Genomic DNA, 20,940 nt, shown 5'->3' with positions numbered 1-20,940 from the left:
AAAATGAAAAAAACAAATAAAAACTTTATATATAATGTAGTTTATCAGGTATTTATTTTTATAATTCCATTAGTATCAACTCCTTATATTTCTAGAATATTGGGTGTTAACAATATAGGAATATATTCATATACCTATTCTTTAGTATACTATTTTATGCTTGCATCAATGCTGGGCATAAATAATTATGGTGCTAGAGAGATAGCAAAATGTAGTTTAAATAGAAGCAAATTATCTCAAAAATTTTATTCTATCTACTTTTTACAGTTAATTTGTAATATTTTAATGATTATATTTTTTGCTATTTTCATAGTAATTATAGATTATAATCATAAGGATATTTTGATGATTCAATTTATATTTTTAATATCTTGTGCATTTGATATTAATTGGTTCTTTTTTGGTATGGAAGAATTTAAGATCACAATAACAAGGAATGTTATTATAAAAATATTATCGCTGGTGTTAATTTTTGCATTAGTTAAGAATAACAATGACCTGTGGTTATACACTTTAATTATGAGTATTAGCACATTTATTAGTCAGGTATATTTATGGATATTTATTAGGAAAAGAGTTTCTTTTGGTAAAATATCGTTCAAAGAAGTATTTTCCCATTTACCTCAATGCTTAATACTTTTTATACCAGTAATTGCATATAGCATATATAGGGTCATGGACAAGACAATGATAGGTTTTCTTGCGAATACAACAGAGCTTGGATATTATGAAAGTGCAGAAAAAATTATTAATATACCTATTAGTTTTGTTACTGCATTAGGAACTGTTATGATGCCTCATATAGCAAAATCTAGTGATGAAGAATTAGCAAATAAATTTTCATCAACATTTTATTTATGTTATTTCTTTATAATACCAATGGTATTAGGATTACTCGTAATTTCCAAGGATTTCACAAGGTTTTTTTTTGGAGAAGAATTTTCAAAAACAGCAAACATTATAATCCTCCTATTACCAACAATATTATTTGCAGCAATGACTAATATTATAAGAAGTAATTATTTGATACCTAAATCTAAAGATAAAATATATATTATGTCAACTGCACTTGGTGCAATAATTAATTTAATATTTAATATTATTTTTATAAAAAAATATGGAGCATATGGTGCTTGTATTGGAACTGTTGCTGCAGAATTTTCAGTTTTAGTATATCAAATTGTATATACTAAAACTAAAATCAACTATTTAAATAATTTTAAAAAATTACTTCCAATAGTAGTAAAATCTTTTATTATGCTTATTTACTTGATTATAATAGGAAGTTTGATAGAAAATATTTATACAAAAATAATAGTACAAGTGTTTGGTGCAATAGTAATCTATTTTACTTGCAATTACAGATATATTTTGAATGACTTTTTGGGGATAGGTGGACATATAAGTAAATAAATAAATAAATAAATAAATAAAAATGTGCTAATTTAAATTGTAAGAAAGTTTTTAAATGTTTTCTGATATTAGAAGGAGGAGAGTTATATTTAAGTAAGACTCAACTTTTAATGAAGATTAAATGCTATATAGAAAAAGAAATTAGTAATTCGGAAACAAAGGATAATAAGACTTCTAAAATAGAATACTAAGTTTATTAGAGATTAATCCAAAGACTTTAGATAATTTAATTAATGTAATAAATTTAAATATAGTAGAAAAATAATAACTCAAAATGTATGTATAATTAATACAAAATTAATATCATCATTAACTAAAGATAAATTTACTATAACTCATATTGGTTCTTATGAAAATGCAAGATTTCTAGAGGGGAAAGTTGGTATTTTAACAACGTAGAGGAATAATTCTGATGATACATATAGTTATCAGACATTTAATTTAGTAGCTAGTTGTTGTACATAAAGAGAGTATGGGAAACATATGCATGTATATAGTTTGGATTAATAATAACCAAAGTTAGTAGAACATGTTTCAATATAGATATGTTGTTAGGGTTTCAAAAAACTTACACATAAATAAATATGTGTATTTTGATTAATTCATCTCAAGTAGTGGGGTTCAACTAGTTTTAATAAAAGATTTGTGAATAGAAACGGAAATATCAAAAGATAGTTCTTCTCATACAATAATAGGAATGTATAGCACTGGTAGAACTATTTTAGTTTATATTTTAGATAAAGTGATATATATTAAATATTCTATTACAGTCAATAACTATAACGCCTTATTTGAAAGGTCATTCTGTTAATTAAATTATAAAATCTACAATAAAAAACATATATAGGAATATTATACAAAATATGATAGCGTTATATAGTAATAGAAGAAAAGGAGATAGATTTCATGAATAAAGATAGGCTTCTTTGGATTGATGTAATGAAAGGCTTAGGAATAACGCTTGTACTTATGGGGCATGTATCTCAAAATGAATTGCTTACAAATTGGATATTCTCATTTCACATGCCTATGTTTTTCTTTATATCTGGAATAACTTTCTATATTAGTAGTAAAAAGAGTTTTATAAAGAAAAAAGCAAAAACATTATTAACTCCTTATTTTATTTTTTCTATTTTAACATTAATTTATTGGATAATAATAGAACGGAATCTTAGAGGAGATAATACTACAATCATAAGTCAAATAACAGGTTTGTTTCTTGCAAATGGTGGTTTAAGTAATTATGTTTATAATAATGTTATGTGGTTTTTACCATGTTTATTAATAACAGAGATTATTTTTTATTACTTTAATAAATTTGACAATAAAAAGTTACTAAGAATATTGTGTACTTCATCTTTAGTTGGATATGTATTACCTAAATTATTAGATTTTAGGTTACCTTTTACATTAGATACAATGTTTATGGCAATATTATTTTATGGAATTGGATATTTATTTATTTGTAATGAGAAACAACTAAGAATAAAGAAATCGTTAGTTATACTAATTTGTTTACTAATCAATATTGTATCAATATATTTTAATGGTAGAGTAGATATGAATAATAATGTTTATGGAAATTATATATTATTTATAATTGGGTCACTTTCTGGCATTGCTATTATTTATATAATATCGAAAATCTATAAATTTAAATTCTTTAGTGTAATAGGAAAGTATTCATTAATAATAATGTGCATACATGAACCTATTAAAAGAGTATTAATAAAAGTAATATCAATTATATTAAAAGTAGATATTGATTTAGCAAGACAAAATGTATTTATAATATTTATATGCACAATATTATTACTTTTTATAACAATACCTATAGCATATATAATAGATAAGTACTTTGGTATTCTGATAGGTAAAAAAAGAAAGAGCAACTTACAAGTTTTAGTTCATAATTGAGAGCAAGTAGCGCAAAGCGCCACACAAGCATCCCCGTAGCAAGTGGGATGCAAAGCACACCACAAACACCACTGGGGATGATAATAGAGTTAAAAGTTAATAGTCACCTATTCTTTTATACAAAAAAGAGGGATAGAGATAAAACGAGTAGAGTAAGTTTAAGGATTTGATTAAGTGTAATTTTAAGCTCAGCTACAGTATAATATTTTGCTTAAAGAAATTTATACTAAGTTAGATAATTTTAAATTTATTATGAGGGGATAATGAGAATGAATAGAAATTTTAGTTTAGGAGATAAAATTAAGAAAGCAGTAATTCCAGCAGCAGGACTAGGAACAAGATTTTTGCCTGCAACTAAGGCACAGCCAAAAGAAATGTTACCAATAGTTGATAAACCAACTATTCAATATATAATTGAGGAATGTGTTCAATCTGGCATAGAAGAAATTTTAATTATAACTGGAAGAAATAAAAAATGTATAGAAGATCATTTTGATAAATCTATAGAGTTAGAGTTAGAACTTGAAAATAACGGAAAAGAAGAAATGTTAGAAATGGTTAGAGAAATTTCTGATATGGTAAACATACATTTTATAAGACAAAAGGAGCCAAAAGGATTGGGACATGCTATTCAATGTGCTAAGACCTTTATTGGAAATGAGCCTTTTGCTGTCTTATTAGGTGATGATATAGTTTATAATGATGATAAGCCTTGCTTAGGTCAACTTATTAATTGTTATAACGAGTATAAAACATCTGTATTAGGGGTTCAAGAAGTTAGTAAAGAAAATGTATCGAAGTATGGAATAGTTGGTGGAATTAATATAGAAGATAGAATTTATAAAGTTAAGGAATTAGTAGAAAAGCCTAGTATAGATAAAGCACCATCCAATATTGCAATATTAGGTAGATATATTATAACTCCTAGAATATTTGAAATATTAGAAGAAACAGAACCAGGTAAAGGTGGAGAAATTCAATTAACTGATGCATTATTAAAACTTTTAGAAGAGGAAGCTATATATGCTTATAATTTTGAAGGAAGAAGATATGATGTTGGAGATAAGCAAGGATTTTTAGAAGCCAATATTGAATATGCTTTAAGAAATGATGATTTAAGAGAAGATTTTACAGAATACTTAAGATCATTAACTTTATAGAAAATATTTATTAAAAATAGAAAATTATATATTTAATGATAAATAAAAATGTTTATAATAAATATATTAAAAAACTTCAAAGGTATATTACTTTTGAAGTTTTTTTGTGGGAGGTATAATATGGCTTTATTTAATAAGTTAGACAAGCCTATATTTTTTAAAGAAGAAAGTGAACTAAAATATTATATTTTAAAACTTAATGAACTTTATAATAAGGCAGATGGGGATTTAAAAAGTAAAATTGAAAAAGAACTAAAGATAGCTAATTTAGGAGAGATTGGGGAAAGCAATATAGCCTTTGAACTTAAAAATAGTAATACTCCTATGTATGTTCTACATGATATTAATCTAGAAATAGATGGTTTAACTGCTCAAATTGATTATATAGTAATAACAAGAAAAGCTACTTTTATAATTGAGTGCAAGAATTTAATTGGTAATATAGAAATAGATTCTCAAGGTAATTTTATTAGAATATATAAAATAAATGGGAAGTATATAAAAGAAGGAATTTATTCTCCTATAACACAAAATCAAAGGCATTTAGAAGTTTTAAAGAGACTAGTAAAAGAAAGTAAGAGCAATATAATTATGAAGAGGTTATTTGAAAAAGTCTTTGATGAAAATTATAAGTCAATAGTTGTATTAGCAAATCCTAAAACTGTATTAAATTATAAGTTCGCTAAAAAGGAAGTTAAAGATAAGGTTATTAGAGCTGACCAGTTAATTGATTTTATTAAGCAGACTAATGTAAAAATTAGTTCATTATCATTAAGTGATGAGGAGTTAAAGAGTAAGGCAGAGAAAATATTAAGCTGGCATAAGAATGATAAAATGAGTTATATTAACAAATATAAAAGCTTATTAGAGGAAGTCAATGCTTATAATAGTAGTATAAAAAGCGATTCTGAGATAAAGGTGGAATCGAATAATATAAATGAAGAAATAATTCAAAAACTAAAAGCATTTAGACTTAAAAAGAGCAGAGAAGAGGGGAATAAACCATATTTTATCTTTAGTGATAAGCAGATGATGGATATAATAGATAAGATGCCTAAAAACAAGACTGAACTAAAACAAGTTTCAGGTTTTGGTGATATTAAAGTTGGAAAGTATGGAGAAGATATAATAAAAATAATCTCAAAATATAATTAGGCTAAGATATATTACTAATTTGCATAGCAAAAGTATATATCTTTTTCATTTTTCGGGTATTCAGCTAAAAAAATATGGGGTTAGATTTAGATGTAGTTATGGATGCTATAAATTTTATTAGAAAAGAAATATGTATTTAGTTAGTAAATCAGGACCACCCGTTAAACTGATGGTCCTGATTTAAGAACCTAAATTTTATAACTTGATATCATGTATCTACAAATTATTTTCGCAAGAACAGAACGAGTATTATCATATATTAGTGCATAAACTCACCTATCTTTATGCCTCTGCTTCCCTTACAAGCTGATCAATATCCTTCTTAATTTCAGAAAGAAATTCTTCAAGTCTCTTTAAGTTATTTTTACACTTATCAACTTCTTTACTTGCAGTTTCTCGCTTAGGATTCACGCATATAATTTGTTCATTGATAACTGATATTTCATATTCCAGTACAGATATCTGTTCCTCAGCCTTCTTTTTACCGAAAATCTTTTTGCTCAATCTATTGATTTCAGTATTCTTTGTATTTATCATATTACGCATATCTTGTAATTCCTTCTGAAATGGTTGATATTCCTTTTCAGCTTTAGAAAGTTCTTTTTTAGCAATTTCTATATTAGAACATAGTGATTTCATTTCATTACATTTATTTTGATAAAGATCGTACCTTGATGGATTGTTTTCCCAAAAAATCTTCCTTCTCGCATCTAAAGCTTTTGCTTTCTCTGTTGCTATTTTTTCAGTATAGTTACGTTTCCAAACCTCAAAATTGGCTTCTAAGGTTTGTACCGCAGAATTCAATTCATTACGAGCTGATACTGTATTGAAATCTGGATAAACATCTTGAAAAACATCTTCGTATATTCCCCAGAAGGAATTCCATTTTCGTCCGGTCTTAATTCTAAATCTAGCATTCATATTTTGTATAGTGCTTCTAGAAAAGGAAGCAATAGAACGAATAATTCTTTCAAAACCATCTTTATCTTCGTAGTTATTATATACGAATTCGGTTAGTAAATTCATGTTTATCTTAAGCATTTGACTAACAATACATTCTTCTTGATAGAATTGTTGTGCTACACTTACAATTTGGCTTCCGTATTGATTACAATGGTTTACTGCCAAGTTTGAAATGGCTTGTATCCAATTATATAGCTCTGTAGCCATTATTAAACTACCATTTGCTTTTAACAAATCAGTTTGAGTATCATCAGCATACAATAATTTTGTAGCATCCACAATTCCACCCAAAACTTCGTTTGTATGCATATTTTTCAAGTTTCCTTGCCAGCCCAAAGACAAACCTTTTCGATATGTTGCAAACCAATAGTCAACGCGTTTTTCTAGTATCTTACAATAGTATGTATATGCTTCCACGTAATTTGAATTATTAAATGCATCACTAGCTATTTTCTCCCAATTAGAGACTTGTTCGTTTATTTCGTCTTTATTGTCAACTTTAATAGTGCTACCAGATACATCTACTGTACCTTCAATCATCATCTTCTTAGCTTCTTCAACAGAGTATTTGCAGCCACAAGACTGACAAACAAACAAGCCATCCTGCTTTATTAAATTTGTGCTTCCGCACATCTCACACGTTAATTGTTTCATTGATAGTCGCCCCCAATTATAATTTCACATGATAATCTTTCTGTCTTTTGTTAACCCTTTGAATATGATCATTTCCGGATATGCTTCCTAGTACAAGAAGCCACGCAACTATTAGCAAGATTGCATTAATGAGTATCGCGGCTTTATAAGGAATAATACTTGAAGCCAAAGCAAAAATAATACAAATTGGTATTTGTATGACCATATATCCCAGCAATACAACCATTGACGGAATGTTTAGGAATTGCTCATCAATATTCTTGTTTCTACGCCATATAAGCAACTGGAACACTAGGGAAGAAACAAATGCTATCTCAACGAATATTGCAGTTGCAATGACTGTTCCATTGACTTCCTTTGTTAAGCAGAAGAGAAGGACATTTGCCAATACCAATATAAGAAACCATGCCGAAATTCCTATAAATCTATTCTTTTTCATTATTTACACCTCCCGCTTAGTACCACACTTTGGACAGAATTTGCCAGGACGTTCATAGACATATCCACATTTCGTACAGCTTGGCTTCGTCATAACAGGTGTTCCGCATTCTTCGCAAAATGCAATACCGGGAACAAGCACAGCTCCACAATTATCGCAGAAAGTTTGATTGGAATTTCTCAGTGGTGCAGTTTGTTCATATGGGGTTTGATTAATTCCAGAGAACGCACCGTTGATTGCCCCTCCAACAACACCTCCTACAGCACCACCAACACCAACCATAGTTCCAAGACCAATACCCATATTGGTGAACTGGCCCACAGCTTCGTTCTTAGCAACATCCTGAGCAACATCAAATCCACGTTCTTGCTGGTAAGTATATCCTTCCTGTATTCTCTTAGTGGCCATAGCTTTTGATGCAATAACAGTTTTTTGAGATTCTGTTTCGGCATGAATAACAGCTGTACGTTGCTGAAGTTTAGCCTCTGTAATATCTGCATATTGACGGAAGTGAAGTTCTTTGAATTTCTCATACTGCTGATTACCATCCGGCTTTGCGATGGAAGCTACAAAGAAACGTTCAAGTGAAATGCCGTAATCTGAAAAGTCCACCTCTAGTCGTTTTTTTAGTTCATCTGAGAACTCAATTAAATGTTCATCCATTTCAAAGATACTGATTGCACTATTCTTCATGACTTGAGCAATATATGTCTTTATCTTTGTCATAAGGAAAGCACGAAAGTAATTGACAAGTTTACTCTGGGATAGATATCTTTCAGTCCCTACAATGTTTATAAGAAGTTTTTTTGAATCTTGTACACGCAGGCTCATCTCTCCATTTGCTCCGATGTCTAATGGAAATCCATAGGTTGGCTCCATATATTGAATCTTACTGTCAGTTCCCCATTGGATAGACATCTGCTCAACTTTATTGATAAAATAGACCTCACAATGGAATGGAGAAATACCATCAGTAGGTATATTCTTGATTTTTTGTAAAATAGGTATATTGCCTGTTTCTAAGGTGTAACATCCGGAACCAAACAAATCCAACGGCTGACCGTTAAGAAAAAATACTGCTTCCTGCGATTCGTGAACAATCAGTTGAGAGGAAGTATTAAAGTCCTCTTTTGGGTGCTTCCACACAAAAGTGCTATTATCACCCTCATATTTGATAATACTTGTTATTTCCAATGAAATCTCACTCCTCTTTTCATTTATAGTATTTTATTGTAATGGTACACACTATTTATGAACTATTTTTATACAATTATACACCTTTATTATATCGAAAAACTGTATATATTTCTACATATTGTAATAAATGGGTTGTATTATTCATTTTTAGAGTATTCAGTTAAAAAAAAAGGAAGAAAGTGAACTAAAATATTATATTTTAAAACGTAGGGAACTTTATGATAAGGCAGATGGGGATTTAAAAAGCAAAATTGAAAAAGAACTAAAGATAGCTAATTTAGGAGAGATTGGGGAAAGCAATATAGCTTTTGAATTAAAGAATAGTAATATTCCAATGTATGTTCTACATGATATTAATCTAGAAATAGATGGTTTAGCTGCTCAAATTGATTATATAGTAATAACAAGAAAAACTACTTTTATAATTGAGTGCAAGAATTTAATTGGAAATATAGAAATAGATTCTCAAGGTAATTTTATTAGAACATATAAATTTAATGGTAAATATATAAAGGAAGGAATTTATTCTCCTATAACTCAAAATGAAAGACATTTAGAAGTTTTAACTAGATTAGCTAAAGAAAGTAAAAATAACATAGTTATGAAAATGTTATTTGAAAAAACTTTTGATGATAATTATAAATAAATAATTGTTTTAGCAAATCCTAAAACTTTATTAAATTATAAGTTTGCTAAAAAGGAGGATAAGCATAAAGTTATTAGAGCAGATCAATTAATTAACTTTATTAAGCAAACTAATGAGAAGAATAATTCATCATCTTTAAGTGATGATAAATTAAAGAAAAAAGCTGAAAAAATATTAAGCTGGCATAAAAGTGATAAAATGAGTTATGTTAATAAATATAAAAGCTTACTAGATGAACTTAATACTTATACTAGTACTAAGAAAACTGAAGAAATAAGTCGAGATGTTAGCATTATAAGTTCTTCAAATAAAGCTAATATAAATGAAGAGATAATTAATAGTTTAAAGGATTTTAGGCTTAAAAAGAGCAAGGAAGAGGGAAATAAGCCATACTTTATTTTTAATGATAAGCAGATGATGGATTTAATAGATAAGATGCCTAAAAATAATAGTGAGCTAAAAGAAGTTTCAGGCTTTGGTGGTATTAAAGTTGAAAAGTATGGAGAAGATTTAATAAAAATAATTTCAAAATATAAATAGTTTAAGATGAAAGGTATATTACTAATTTTGCATAGCAAATAGTTTATATCTTTTTTTATTTTTTTATAAAAATTTTTCTCAATTTTATCCTAAAGAGGGTACTTATTTAATGACAGGTTATTCAAGATTAAGAATTATGGAGGTTATTAAATATGCAATTTTCATTTTTAGGGTATTCAGTTAATAAAATTATGGAGTTAGATCTAGATGTTAAGGATGTTACTATACTTAGGTTCTTTGATGATTTTAGACAAAGTGGAAGGATGAACTATGAAGTAATAGATGGAGTTAAGTATTACTGGGTAAGTTATCAAAATATAGAAAATGAACTACCTTTCCTAGGTTTAGGAAAAAGAACTATTATGATGAGAATGTTAAAGCTAAGGGATTTAGGTATTTTATCTCATTATACTAAAAAGGAAGGTGGAACTTTTTCTTATTATGCAATAGGGGATAGATATAAGGAATTATTATATATTAAGGATAATGATAATAATAACTCTAATAGTAAATATAAAAAGATAGGTGGACAAGCCAATAAATCAGATAGAGATAATATTATAAATGAAGTTTTAGAAGCTTCTTATAATGAAGATATAAATAATGGGTATGAGGAAGTTATTAATAATGAAGAGAGTGTTTTTAATAATGTAGAAGGTAACAGTAATTTTTATGATTTTGAAGAGGGTGATGATAAAAATGAAGAAAGGGTATCCCAAAATAATCACAGAGGCTATGCAGAGAAATGTTCAACAAAGACTAATCTATTAAATAATTCATCTACTAAAGTAACTAATATATATAATAATATAAAAGAACATGTAAATAGTATAATTAAATATTTAAATTCTAAGGTTGGTGTTATGTATAAGGTAAGTAGCACTAAGACTATAAATTTAGTTAAGGCTAGACTAACCGAAGGCTTTACTATTGAGAATTTTATAACTGTTATTGATAAAAAGGTGAAGGAGTGGAAGAATACTATCTTTGAGCAATACTTAACACCCTTTACTTTGTTTGGAGATAAGTTTGAAGTATATTTAAATCAAAGGATTATTCCAAGGGAAAATTCTAATAGCAAGTATTCACCTAGTAATACTTATGGAAATTATAAAAAGCTAAGATTCGATAACTTTAAGGGACGAGATTATGATTATGCTGACTTAGAAATAAAATTATTAGGATGGGATAAGTAATATTGAACTATCTCAATAACTATAAGGAGTAAATAATAGGAGGCTGTAGCTATTAAATATAGCCTCCTATTATTTAAATAAATCTTTTGTATAAATAATATTTTTAAACTTATTTGGGAGAATTCTTATATAATAAGTTTATACTATGAGCGGAAAAACTTACTATTTATTAATGTCCTATTGATTAACTTTATATTACCAATTTATGTGTTTAACGTAAAATGGTTACTAATTAATAATCATTAAATATTAGAAATATAATTTTGTAGTTATTTATGGAAATGATAAATATTATTTGGTTACTTCTCACTTATAGGCACTATGGAGCGTAGAATAGATATATTTCTTTATAAGCGGTATAGTAAATGGTATAATTTTACTAATATAAGGAGGCGTCAAAATGTCTGAAATTATGAATACTATAGATTCTTTAAAGGGGAAATGCTCTTGCGGACTTCACCACGAAACTACAATTAAGGATATCCGCATAGGCTCTGGTCTTGTACAGGAAGTAGGAAACATTTTAAAAGAAAATTCTTTCCCGAAAAATATCTTGTTGGTTGCAGACAAGAACACTATTGAGGCAGCGGATGGTATACTTGAAAGCCTCAATGATTTTAATGTTTTCTTTAAAATTTATGATTTTATCCGCGTTGCTACCATGGAGCACGTTAAAGAGCTTGAAAAGCTTGTTAAGGATAGGGATATAGGTATTTTGTCGGTGGGTACGGGTTCTATCAACGATCCTTGCAGACTTGCTGCTGCTAATCAGAATAAAAAACTATGCATTTTTGCAACAGGTCCCTCAATGGATGGGTTTGCCTCTTATAGCTCCCCAATACTTGAAAATGGATTTAAGAACAGCTTCCCTGCAAAAAGTCCGGAAGTCATAATCGGTGATACAAAGATATTGGCAAACGCACCATCTGAACTGAAATCTGCGGGATTTGGAGATATGATAGCAAAAAACATAGCTCTTGTTGACTGGAAAATATCAAATCTTTTAACTGGAGAGATATACTGTGAAAAGGTGGCAACTCTCACCCGGCGTGCAGTTGATGAACTTGTTGAAATGGCTGATAGAGTAACGGTAAATGATGAACACACTGCGGGGAAAATTTTTGAAGCTCTTTTAAAGACAGGTATAGGAATGAGCTTCATGCAGAATTCCAGGCCGGCAAGTGGTTCGGAGCATATTATATCACACCTTATTGAATGTATTGAATTGCAGGATGGAATAATTCCTAATTTACACGGTGATGATGTTGGAGTATGCACACTTGAAATGTTAAAATACTATAACGAGCTGGCAAGGCACACCAATATTACGGCACAAAAAGAAAAGGTAAAATGGGAAGAAGTTTACGAATTTTACGGGCCTCTTGCTGATGATGTAAAAAAATTAAATCACCCGGACAATATAATTGATTGCGTAACTCCGAAAAGACTGGAAGAACTCTGGCCTAAGATAATAGAGATAATTAAAAGTATTCCATCCTATGAAGTATGCAAGTCAGCAATGGAGCGTGCTGGCTGTAAAATAACCGTTGCCGATATAGGAAAAAGTCAAAATTTGTTTGATGACTGTGTGCTCTATTCTCCATACATGCGTAAAAGGCTAACTCTTTTGAGGCTTAATGGAATGATATCTTAAATAATAAAAAGTTTATTATTATGAGAAGGTAATAATGATATTTCTTAATGCGTAGACTAAAAAGGGGATTAATAAACAATTGATAAAACTTCAAAAGTATATTGCTTTTGAAGTTTTTTTATGGGGGAATAATATGAGAAAAAAGTTAGATGTTAAATTATCTGTAATTGGGTTAGGATATGTGGGGTTACAATTAGCTATAGCTTTTGCTAAAAAAGTAAATGTTATTGGATTTGATATTAATAAAGAGAAAATTAAAACTTATAATTTAGGAATAGATCCTACAAGTGAAGTTGGAAATGATGAGGTTAGAAACTCAAATGTAATATTTACTAGTGATTCAAGTAGGCTTAAAGAATGTAATTTTCATATTGTAGCAGTTCCGACTCCTACAAATGATGATAAAACTCCAGATTTAAGTCCAATAATATGTGCAAGTAAAATAATAGGAAGAAATTTATCTAAGGGATCAATAGTTGTTTATGAATCAACTGTTTATCCAGGTGTTACTGAAGATATATGTGTACCTATATTAGAAAAGGAATCAAGGTTAAAATGTGGAGTTGATTTTAAGGTTGGTTATTCTCCAGAGAGAATAAATCCAGGGGATAAAGTTCATAGATTAGAGAATATAGTAAAAATAGTTTCTGGTATGGATGATGAAACATTAGAGATTGTAGCAAAGGTTTATGAATTAGTTATAGAAGCAGGTATATATAAAGCAGAAAGTATAAAAGTTGCTGAAGCAGCCAAGCTAATTGAAAATTGTCAAAGAGATGTTATGATTTCTCTTGTAAATGAGCTAGCAATTATTTTGGATAAAATGGGATTAGATACTAAAGTAGTAATAGAAGCAGCAGAAAGTAAGTGGAATTTTATAAAAATGAATCCAGGGTTAGTTGGAGGTCATTGCATTGGAGTTGATCCATATTATTTAATTCATATGGCTAAAGAGATTGGCCTAGAATCTAAAGTAATAGCAGCTGCAAGAGAAATAAATGATAGAATGGCTAAATATATTGTTGAAAAAACTGTTAAATGCCTAATTAAGGCTAATAAAAGAGTAAAAGGAGCAAAAGTAGCTATACTTGGAGTTACTTATAAGGAAGATTGTCCAGATACGAGAAATACTAAGGTAATAGATATAATAAATGAGTTAAAAGATTATGATATAGATGTAATTATTACAGATCCTGTTGCAGATAAAAATGAGTTTAAAATTGCATATAAGTTAGATTTAGAAGAGATAGACAATATTAATGGTGTTGATGCAGTTATTTTAACAGTAGCTCATAGTGAATATAGAAATATGGATTTTGAAGATTTTATTAGTATATTTAGTAAGTATAAGGAATTGGATGAAAGAGATATTACTGAAGATAAAGAAGAAAAAAAAGTATTAATAGATGTTAAAGGAATACTTAATAAAAGTAGATTTAATAAAGAAGAATTTATTTATTGGAGATTATAACAGAGTATAAAGTGGGCTAACTTCGTATCCCACGAGCACTCAGTGAATGATATAAGGCAGGTGAAAGCAAAAATCACCTGCTTTTTATTTTAGCTGCATTGGCTCTGATAGTAGCTAAAACAAAGCAAATAAGCGAAAATTTAAAGAAATTTTAATTAAACTTTTTATATACACATTTAAATCTAAAAATGTACAAATAAAATACAAATTATAATACTGTTTTAAATATGTTATAATATTTATCGTTTGAATAATGATGAAAATTATCATTTATTATCATGTAAAAAATTAAAATTTATCAAAAATGCTTATTATAAATTATTAAATAAGCAAAACACTAGTAGTGTAAATATATTTAGGAGAAAAATTTACATAATGGATAAAACTAAAAAGAGAATTTTAATAGTATCTGAGGGCTTCTATCCAGAAATAGGTAGTGGAGCTAATAGAGTTACTAATTTAGTTATTCAACTAAAGAAAGAAGGATATGCTATTGATGTGATAACATCAGAGCCATCTTACCCTAATAAAGAAATTTATAAAGAAGATGGTTATAGAGATTTGGATAAAGAAAAGGATATATATGAAGGTTCCAAGATTCATAGAATTAGGACAAGCGATGCTAAAAGAAATACTAATTTTTTTACTAGACTTTATATATATATCTATTTCTTTTTTTCAAGTATGCTTCCTATTATTTCAAATAAAACCAAATATGACGTTGTCATTGCAACTATTCCATCTCCTTTTTGTGGACTTTTAGGAGTAATAGCTAAAGTTAGATTTAGATGTAAGTACATATTGGACATAAGGGATTTATGGCCAGAATGTATTAAAAATGTAGGGTTATTTAGAACAAATAAGTTTATGCTAAAAATCGCTTACCTTTTGGAAAAAGCTATATTTAGATTTACTGATGCTATTGTAATTAATAGCGATGGTTTTAGAGATTATTTACTTAAAAATAATTATAAAAATAGCATAGAATTTATTCCAAATGGACTTCAGAAAAGTGAAATTGAAGGTTACAGAGAAATATGTAGGAAGACAAATAAACATAAGAAATTTACTGCCATATATACAGGTATGATTGGATTACCTCAAAATATTACATCACTTGTAAGAGTGGCTAGAAATTTAAGGCATATTGAAGACATAGAATTTAAAATTATAGGAACAGGGATACAAAGACAGAAGGTTCTAGAATTAATAGAACATTATAATTTAACAAATATAAAAGTATATGATCCAATGCCTAAGAAAAAAGTTGTTGAGGAAGTGGCTAAGTGCCATATAGCCCTAGCACATCTAAGAAAAGATAGTGCTTTTGATATTGTTATACCAGGTAAGGTAATTGATTATATGGGAATAGGAATACCTATAGTAGCAGGGGTTGAAGGCTATGCAGCTAAGATAATAAGAGATAGTAATTCTGGAATAGTAGTTGAACCAGATGATTATGTTGGAATATCTAATGCAATATTGAAAATATACAAAGATAGTAAATTGCAAGAGAATTATTCATTAAATGGTAATAATTATTGCCTAAATAATTTTTGTTTTGAAGATAACTTAATTAAATATATAGACTTAATTGAAAAAATTACAAGGAGAAATGATTATGTCAAAAAGGGTAGGAATGTTCGTGTGGAATCACTTCACCAATGATGCAAGAGTGTTAAGGGAGTGTTCAGCATTAGCAGAAAAAGGATATGATGTTAAGCTTATAGCTATTCATGATCCAAAACAAGAAGGTTTAAAGAAAAGAGAGACTAGAGATGGGTTTAATATAGTTAGGGTAAGTAGGTATCCTAAATATATATTACTTGTTAATAAAATTATAAATATTATTAAGAAGAGAAAAATTTTAGCTTTACCTCTATTTATTATTTTAAGTATAATTTTTTATTTTAATCCAGTAATTGCAACAGTTTTAGTAGCACTTTTAGCAATTATGTCTCTAAAAAAAGTAAGAGGTTTCTTAATAAAAGCACATATATTTTTAAATATGGTAATTGAAGGAGTTAAATTTAATGCTGATATATATCATAGCAATGATTTAAATACACTTCCTCAGGGTATTTTGTGCAGTAAAATTTTAAAAAGAAGATATTTAGTATATGATTCTCATGAAGTTCAAAGTTCTAGAACTGGTTATGGTAAGGCAGCTTATTATATAGAGAAGTTCTTAATTAAATTCATTGACAAGATGATTATGACAAATAGAACTAGGGCTGAATATGTTAAAGATTTATATAACATAGAATTGCCTTATATTGTACATAATTATCCTTTCTACACTAAGGATGATTCTATAGAAAACAAATATGATATACATTCTATGCTAGATATTCCAAGAGATAAACCAATACTACTTTATCAAGGTGGAATACAAGAAGGTAGAGGGCTTGAAAAGATAGTAGAAGCTATAGATAAGTTTAAGGATGGAATTACTGTTTTTATAGGTGATGGGAAGTTAAAGCCTGAAATAATAAAAATGGTTAATGACAGAAAGCTTCAAGAAAAGGTAAGGTTTTTAAATAAGGTTCCAGTGGATGAGCTTAAATATTATACTGCTAATGCTTATTTAGGATTTCAAGTTTTAAATAATGTTTGCTTTAACCATTATTCAGCATCCTCAAATAAACTTTTTGAATATATGATGAGTCAAGTGCCTGTAGTTGCTTGTAATTTTCCTGAAATTAAGAGAGTTGTTCAAGAAGAGCAGGTAGGATTAGTGGTAGATTCTCATAATTCAAAGGAAATAGCAGATGCTGTAAATACATTATTGGAAAATAAAGAATTACATGCAATGTTTAAGAAAAATTGTATTAAGGCAAGAGAAAAGTATAATTGGAATAATGAAAAAGAAAAGTTTGTAAGAATATATGATGAATTCTTATATAAGGAAAATGTAAATTTAGAGAATGATATAAATGTAGGGGTATAGGATGAAAGATTTACTTTTTATTTTAAAGGAGAATAAGAAAAATTGGTATAAAATTTATAAATTATCTTTATATGATTTTATAACACCATTAAGAGACACATACTTTGGTCTTCTATGGATAATACTTAACCCATTATCTCAAATAGGAGTTTATTGGTTTGTGTTTGGGCTTGGAATAAGAAATGGTAAACCAATAGATGGACATCCTTTTTTACTATGGATGTTAGCTGGACTTATTCCATGGTTTTACATAAGTTCTTCAATAAGTAGTGGTGCTTTATCAATATACTCAAAAGCATCAATATTAACAAAGATGAAGTTTCCAACTAGTATAATACCAACTTATACTGTATTAACTCAGTTATTAAATAATATACCAGTAATATTTATAATGATAATAATATACGTATTTAACGGATATAAAGCAACTATATATTATATTCAAATACCATATTATTTACTAGCAGCAACATTATTAGTAGTTGGAATATCACTTATAACATCAGCTTTAGTTATGGCGGTAAGGGATATAAATAGAATAGTTGGAACTGTACTAAGATTTATGTTTTATTTAACTCCAATTTTATGGAATACTGTAAATTTACCTCCAATAGCATTAAAAGTTATAAAAATGAATCCTTTTATATATATAATAGAAGGTTTTAGAAATACATTTTTATACAATAAATGGTTCTTTGAAGATGTTAGATTTACAATATACTATTGGCTAGTGACTATAGCAATGATTTTAATAGGCGCTGCAATTCATATGAAATTTAGAAATAGATTTTCGGATTTACTTTAAAATGCAAGGGGATAAGAGATGGAGGAAAAGAAATATTCAATAATAGCTAAAAATATTAGCAAAGGCTATAAAATGTATTCTAGCTCTAAACAAAAGTTATTAGATTTGCTTCTACCAAAGGGAGCTGGTAAAACTTTTTATGCTTTAAAAGATATATCCTTCAAGGTTAAAAAAGGAGAAGTGGTAGGATTATTAGGACTTAATGGTTCTGGGAAATCAACACTTTCAAATATCTTAGGCGGAGTATCAATGCCTACAAGTGGAGAAATTGAAATAAATGGTGAAGCTTCTCTTATAGCAATTGGTATTGGAATGAATAATTTCCTTACAGGAATTGAAAATATAGAGTTAAAGGCTCTAATGATGGGATATAAAAAAGCTGAAATAGAAGAAATAAAACAAGAAATTATAGATTTTGCTGATATAGGTGAATTTATAAATCAACCACTTAGAACATATTCAAGTGGTATGAGATCTAGACTTGGCTTTGCTATATCTATATATACTAATCCAGATATATTAGTAATAGATGAAGCATTATCCGTTGGTGATCCTACATTTACTCAAAAGTGTTTAGATAAAATGAATGAGTTTAAGGAAAGTGGAAAGACTATATTTTTTGTTAGTCACGCTTTACCTCAAATAAAGCAATTTTGTAATAAGGCAATGTGGCTTGAATATGGGACACTTAAGGAATATGGAGATGTAGATGAAGTTTTACCTAAGTATCAGGAATATATCAATAAAATAAATAAAATGACTGATAAAGAAAGATTAGAACATAAGAAAAGTGTACTAAAGAATCAAGATCACTCATTGCTAAAAGAGTTCAAGCTTGTAGATAAGAATTTTAAGAAGTTTGTACCGACTGGTAAATTTATAAAAAAAGTATCGTTAGTAAATGATAAAAATATGGTTAAAAATGCATTTTACAATATAGATATAAGTACTTTTGCATTTGGATTCATACCATCCTTATTAAGGAAAAGGTATGAGACAGCTATATTTGTATTAATAGCTCAAATATTAAACTTTTTTATAATAAGTTTTCCTTTTTCAGTACTTACAAATTTCATAGTTACTGGTATAGCTTCTATCTTCACTGCTAAGGGATATTTAAATTACTTAGTTGAAGAAAAAAGATTTATACCATATACAATATGGAAAAAGATTAATGATGAAGATAAAAATATAAGAAAACAAATAGCTATAAATAATAGAAAAAGTCAAAGATTAATTATATTTTCAATATTATTTGCATTAGTTACATCATTAGCTTCAGCGGGATATATATATATGGACACTACAGGAAATATGATAGCTGCTAGTGATATACAAATGAAAATTAATAATTATGCTATTGTAACATATAAAAATGAAAAGGTTCAGAGCATATTAATATTAAACTCTAAAGAAAAAAATGAGTTAAATGGAATAATATATCCAGGTAATTTACAAGTTCAAGCATACGATAAGGTTGATGAATTAACTAATTTAATTGATATAAATAGTATAGGGGATATCAAGAACATAATTAAAACAAACTTTAATATTCAAATATCAAATTATGTGCTAGTTAATAAGGATGATATTAAAGATAGTGATAGTTTAGATGATATAAATGTATACGAGAATATTCTCTTAAATTTATTGAAGTTAGATAAAGATCAATTAGACGATAGAGTTAAAGAAATAGAGAATAAATATCAGAATCAGAATATAGATCAAGCATCAATAAAAGATTTTTATGATGACTTTAAGAATAAAAATATAAATATATCAAATGTAAAATATGATGTTGTTTTATTAGGAGATCTAGTAGAGGATGGAGTATTAAAAGCTCTTAATTTAACAGATAAGGAAAATTATAAGTTTATAACGACAAATAAAAGAATTCTAAAGAATAATGTATTAGTTAAGAATATAAATGAACAATATAGTGAATACCTAGAAAATCAAAAAGAAGAAGAGATTGAAGAACCAATTTGGATTGATGAATCGAATTCAGAAGATTTAAATAGTGGAGAATCAGGGGGAGCAGGTGACACTACAACTACAGTACCTCCTAGCAACAGTGGAAGTACAGGAGATAGTACTACGACACCACCAAGTAATAGTGGAGGAAGCACAGAACCGCCAAGCAACAGCGGAGGAACAGGAGGAAATACAGAACCGCCGACCAATAGTGGAGGGACTGGAGGAAATACAGAACCACCTACAGATAGTGGAGGAACCGGTGACAGCACAGAACCGCCAAGCAATAATGAAGGAACTGGTGACAGTACAGAACCACCTACAGATAGTGAAGGAACTGGTGATAGCACAGAACCACCAAGCAATGGCGAAGGAACCGGTGACAGTACAAAACCTCCAACAGATAGCGGAGAAACAGGAGGAAGTACAGAACCACCTGTGAATAATGGAGAATCTGAAGTAGAGATACCATTATCTGATAATGGAGGGACCGAAGACAGTACATCATCACCAACAGATAAGGATAGTATAAGATATGAAGATAATTAGCCTTGGATCTAGAATATTAGATTATGAGTTGAATAAAAATGAATTATTTTCTATTGATGAATCATTACTTAGCATAATTAGTGATACTAAGATTATAAATGATATATTTGATAATAATAATGAACTTTTGACATTAAGTGGTATTAGAAATGTAAAAGGAAAATTAGTTATTAATCTTTTAAATGAGATAAAGTGGTTTTTCAATTATAAAGAGATATTTATATTAGAAGATAAATATGAAAGATTAATAAAAAAGA

Annotated in this window: 17 protein-coding genes; 14 read left to right on the top strand and 3 right to left on the bottom strand. The window is 28.3% G+C overall.

What is annotated here, in order from left to right; genetic code table 11:
* Positions 1-3 precede the first annotated feature (3 nt).
* The 4 genes from QK892_RS05540 to QK892_RS05525 all read left to right on the top strand — a co-directional run bounded on the left by QK892_RS05540 (position 4) and on the right by QK892_RS05525 (position 5,645).
* Complete coding sequence (locus tag QK892_RS05540) at positions 4-1,413, top strand: oligosaccharide flippase family protein (protein WP_317272535.1); 1,410 nt, start codon at positions 4-6, stop codon at positions 1,411-1,413.
* Positions 1,414-2,319: 906 nt separating this feature from the next.
* Positions 2,320-3,330: an acyltransferase family protein gene (locus QK892_RS05535; protein WP_317272534.1), complete on the top strand. Its 1,011-nt coding sequence runs from the start codon at positions 2,320-2,322 to the stop codon at positions 3,328-3,330.
* Between the two features lie 269 nt (positions 3,331-3,599).
* Positions 3,600-4,490 carry a UTP--glucose-1-phosphate uridylyltransferase GalU gene (gene galU, locus QK892_RS05530; RefSeq protein ID WP_317272533.1) on the top strand — a complete coding sequence of 297 codons (891 nt, stop codon included), beginning with the start codon at positions 3,600-3,602 and terminating at the stop codon, positions 4,488-4,490.
* 120 nt (positions 4,491-4,610) lie between these two features.
* Positions 4,611-5,645 (top strand): NERD domain-containing protein, encoded by a 1,035-nt coding sequence (locus QK892_RS05525; RefSeq protein ID WP_317272532.1) that lies wholly within the window; start codon positions 4,611-4,613, stop codon positions 5,643-5,645.
* A gap of 282 nt (positions 5,646-5,927) precedes the next feature.
* Here the strand turns inward: QK892_RS05525 and QK892_RS05520 are convergent, their stop codons facing one another.
* The 3 genes from QK892_RS05520 to QK892_RS05510 form a co-directional block, all read right to left on the bottom strand.
* A complete protein-coding gene (locus QK892_RS05520; protein WP_317272531.1) occupies positions 5,928-6,944 on the bottom strand; it encodes a hypothetical protein in 1,017 nt (338 codons plus the stop codon).
* 334 nt (positions 6,945-7,278) lie between these two features.
* Positions 7,279-7,701: a hypothetical protein gene (locus QK892_RS05515; protein WP_317272530.1), complete on the bottom strand. Its 423-nt coding sequence runs from the start codon at positions 7,699-7,701 to the stop codon at positions 7,279-7,281.
* 3 nt (positions 7,702-7,704) lie between these two features.
* Complete coding sequence (locus tag QK892_RS05510) at positions 7,705-8,895, bottom strand: SPFH domain-containing protein (protein ID WP_317272529.1); 1,191 nt, start codon at positions 8,893-8,895, stop codon at positions 7,705-7,707.
* A gap of 157 nt (positions 8,896-9,052) precedes the next feature.
* On the opposite strand from QK892_RS05510, the gene QK892_RS05505 reads away from it, so the two are divergent.
* The 10 genes from QK892_RS05505 to QK892_RS05460 all read left to right on the top strand — a co-directional run.
* Positions 9,053-9,544, top strand: a complete 492-nt coding sequence (locus QK892_RS05505; protein WP_317272613.1) for a nuclease-related domain-containing protein — start codon at positions 9,053-9,055, stop codon at positions 9,542-9,544.
* A 198-nt stretch (positions 9,545-9,742) separates the two neighbouring features.
* The gene (locus tag QK892_RS05500; RefSeq protein WP_317272528.1) at positions 9,743-10,084 is read left to right on the top strand and encodes an HRDC domain-containing protein; all 342 of its coding nucleotides are present in this window, start codon (positions 9,743-9,745) and stop codon (positions 10,082-10,084) included.
* A 152-nt stretch (positions 10,085-10,236) separates the two neighbouring features.
* Complete coding sequence (locus tag QK892_RS05495) at positions 10,237-11,280, top strand: conserved phage C-terminal domain-containing protein (RefSeq protein ID WP_317272527.1); 1,044 nt, start codon at positions 10,237-10,239, stop codon at positions 11,278-11,280.
* Between the two features lie 400 nt (positions 11,281-11,680).
* Complete coding sequence (locus QK892_RS05490; protein WP_317272526.1) at positions 11,681-12,934, top strand: iron-containing alcohol dehydrogenase; 1,254 nt, start codon at positions 11,681-11,683, stop codon at positions 12,932-12,934.
* A gap of 133 nt (positions 12,935-13,067) precedes the next feature.
* Positions 13,068-14,405 (top strand): nucleotide sugar dehydrogenase, encoded by a 1,338-nt coding sequence (locus QK892_RS05485; RefSeq protein ID WP_317272525.1) that lies wholly within the window; start codon positions 13,068-13,070, stop codon positions 14,403-14,405.
* A 375-nt stretch (positions 14,406-14,780) separates the two neighbouring features.
* The gene (locus QK892_RS05480; protein ID WP_317272524.1) at positions 14,781-16,073 is read left to right on the top strand and encodes a glycosyltransferase family 4 protein; all 1,293 of its coding nucleotides are present in this window, start codon (positions 14,781-14,783) and stop codon (positions 16,071-16,073) included.
* Complete coding sequence (locus tag QK892_RS05475) at positions 16,027-17,355, top strand: glycosyltransferase (RefSeq protein ID WP_317272523.1); 1,329 nt, start codon at positions 16,027-16,029, stop codon at positions 17,353-17,355. Before QK892_RS05480 ends, QK892_RS05475 begins: the two co-directional genes overlap by 47 nt.
* Position 17,356: 1 nt before the next feature.
* The gene (locus tag QK892_RS05470) at positions 17,357-18,160 is read left to right on the top strand and encodes an ABC transporter permease (protein WP_317272522.1); all 804 of its coding nucleotides are present in this window, start codon (positions 17,357-17,359) and stop codon (positions 18,158-18,160) included.
* An 18-nt stretch (positions 18,161-18,178) separates the two neighbouring features.
* Positions 18,179-20,683 carry a teichoic acids export ABC transporter ATP-binding subunit TagH gene (gene tagH / locus QK892_RS05465; protein ID WP_317272521.1) on the top strand — a complete coding sequence of 835 codons (2,505 nt, stop codon included), beginning with the start codon at positions 18,179-18,181 and terminating at the stop codon, positions 20,681-20,683.
* On the top strand, positions 20,670-20,940 hold a 271-nt coding region (locus tag QK892_RS05460; protein ID WP_317272520.1), incomplete at its 3' end, for a hypothetical protein. The genes tagH and QK892_RS05460, both read left to right, overlap by 14 nt.

This window comes from Clostridium lamae (assembly GCF_033043255.1).
Classification (GTDB): Bacteria; Bacillota; Clostridia; order Clostridiales; family Clostridiaceae; genus Clostridium; species Clostridium lamae.
This window is presented reverse-complemented; position numbering and strand designations above follow the sequence as displayed.

What these genes read in the sequence shown, in the direction of transcription:
- QK892_RS05540 (WP_317272535.1), top strand. Translation starts at nt 4, where the DNA reads ATGAAAAAAACAAATAAAAACTTTATATATAATGTAGTTTATCAGGTA.
- QK892_RS05535 (WP_317272534.1), top strand. Translation starts at nt 2,320, where the DNA reads ATGAATAAAGATAGGCTTCTTTGGATTGATGTAATGAAAGGCTTAGGA.
- galU (WP_317272533.1), top strand. Translation starts at nt 3,600, where the DNA reads ATGAATAGAAATTTTAGTTTAGGAGATAAAATTAAGAAAGCAGTAATT.
- QK892_RS05525 (WP_317272532.1), top strand. Translation starts at nt 4,611, where the DNA reads ATGGCTTTATTTAATAAGTTAGACAAGCCTATATTTTTTAAAGAAGAA.
- QK892_RS05515 (WP_317272530.1), bottom strand. Translation starts at nt 7,701, where the DNA reads ATGAAAAAGAATAGATTTATAGGAATTTCGGCATGGTTTCTTATATTG.
- QK892_RS05500 (WP_317272528.1), top strand. Translation starts at nt 9,743, where the DNA reads ATGAGTTATGTTAATAAATATAAAAGCTTACTAGATGAACTTAATACT.
- QK892_RS05495 (WP_317272527.1), top strand. Translation starts at nt 10,237, where the DNA reads ATGCAATTTTCATTTTTAGGGTATTCAGTTAATAAAATTATGGAGTTA.
- QK892_RS05490 (WP_317272526.1), top strand. Translation starts at nt 11,681, where the DNA reads ATGTCTGAAATTATGAATACTATAGATTCTTTAAAGGGGAAATGCTCT.
- QK892_RS05485 (WP_317272525.1), top strand. Translation starts at nt 13,068, where the DNA reads ATGAGAAAAAAGTTAGATGTTAAATTATCTGTAATTGGGTTAGGATAT.
- QK892_RS05480 (WP_317272524.1), top strand. Translation starts at nt 14,781, where the DNA reads ATGGATAAAACTAAAAAGAGAATTTTAATAGTATCTGAGGGCTTCTAT.
- QK892_RS05475 (WP_317272523.1), top strand. Translation starts at nt 16,027, where the DNA reads ATGTCAAAAAGGGTAGGAATGTTCGTGTGGAATCACTTCACCAATGAT.
- QK892_RS05470 (WP_317272522.1), top strand. Translation starts at nt 17,357, where the DNA reads ATGAAAGATTTACTTTTTATTTTAAAGGAGAATAAGAAAAATTGGTAT.
- tagH (WP_317272521.1), top strand. Translation starts at nt 18,179, where the DNA reads ATGGAGGAAAAGAAATATTCAATAATAGCTAAAAATATTAGCAAAGGC.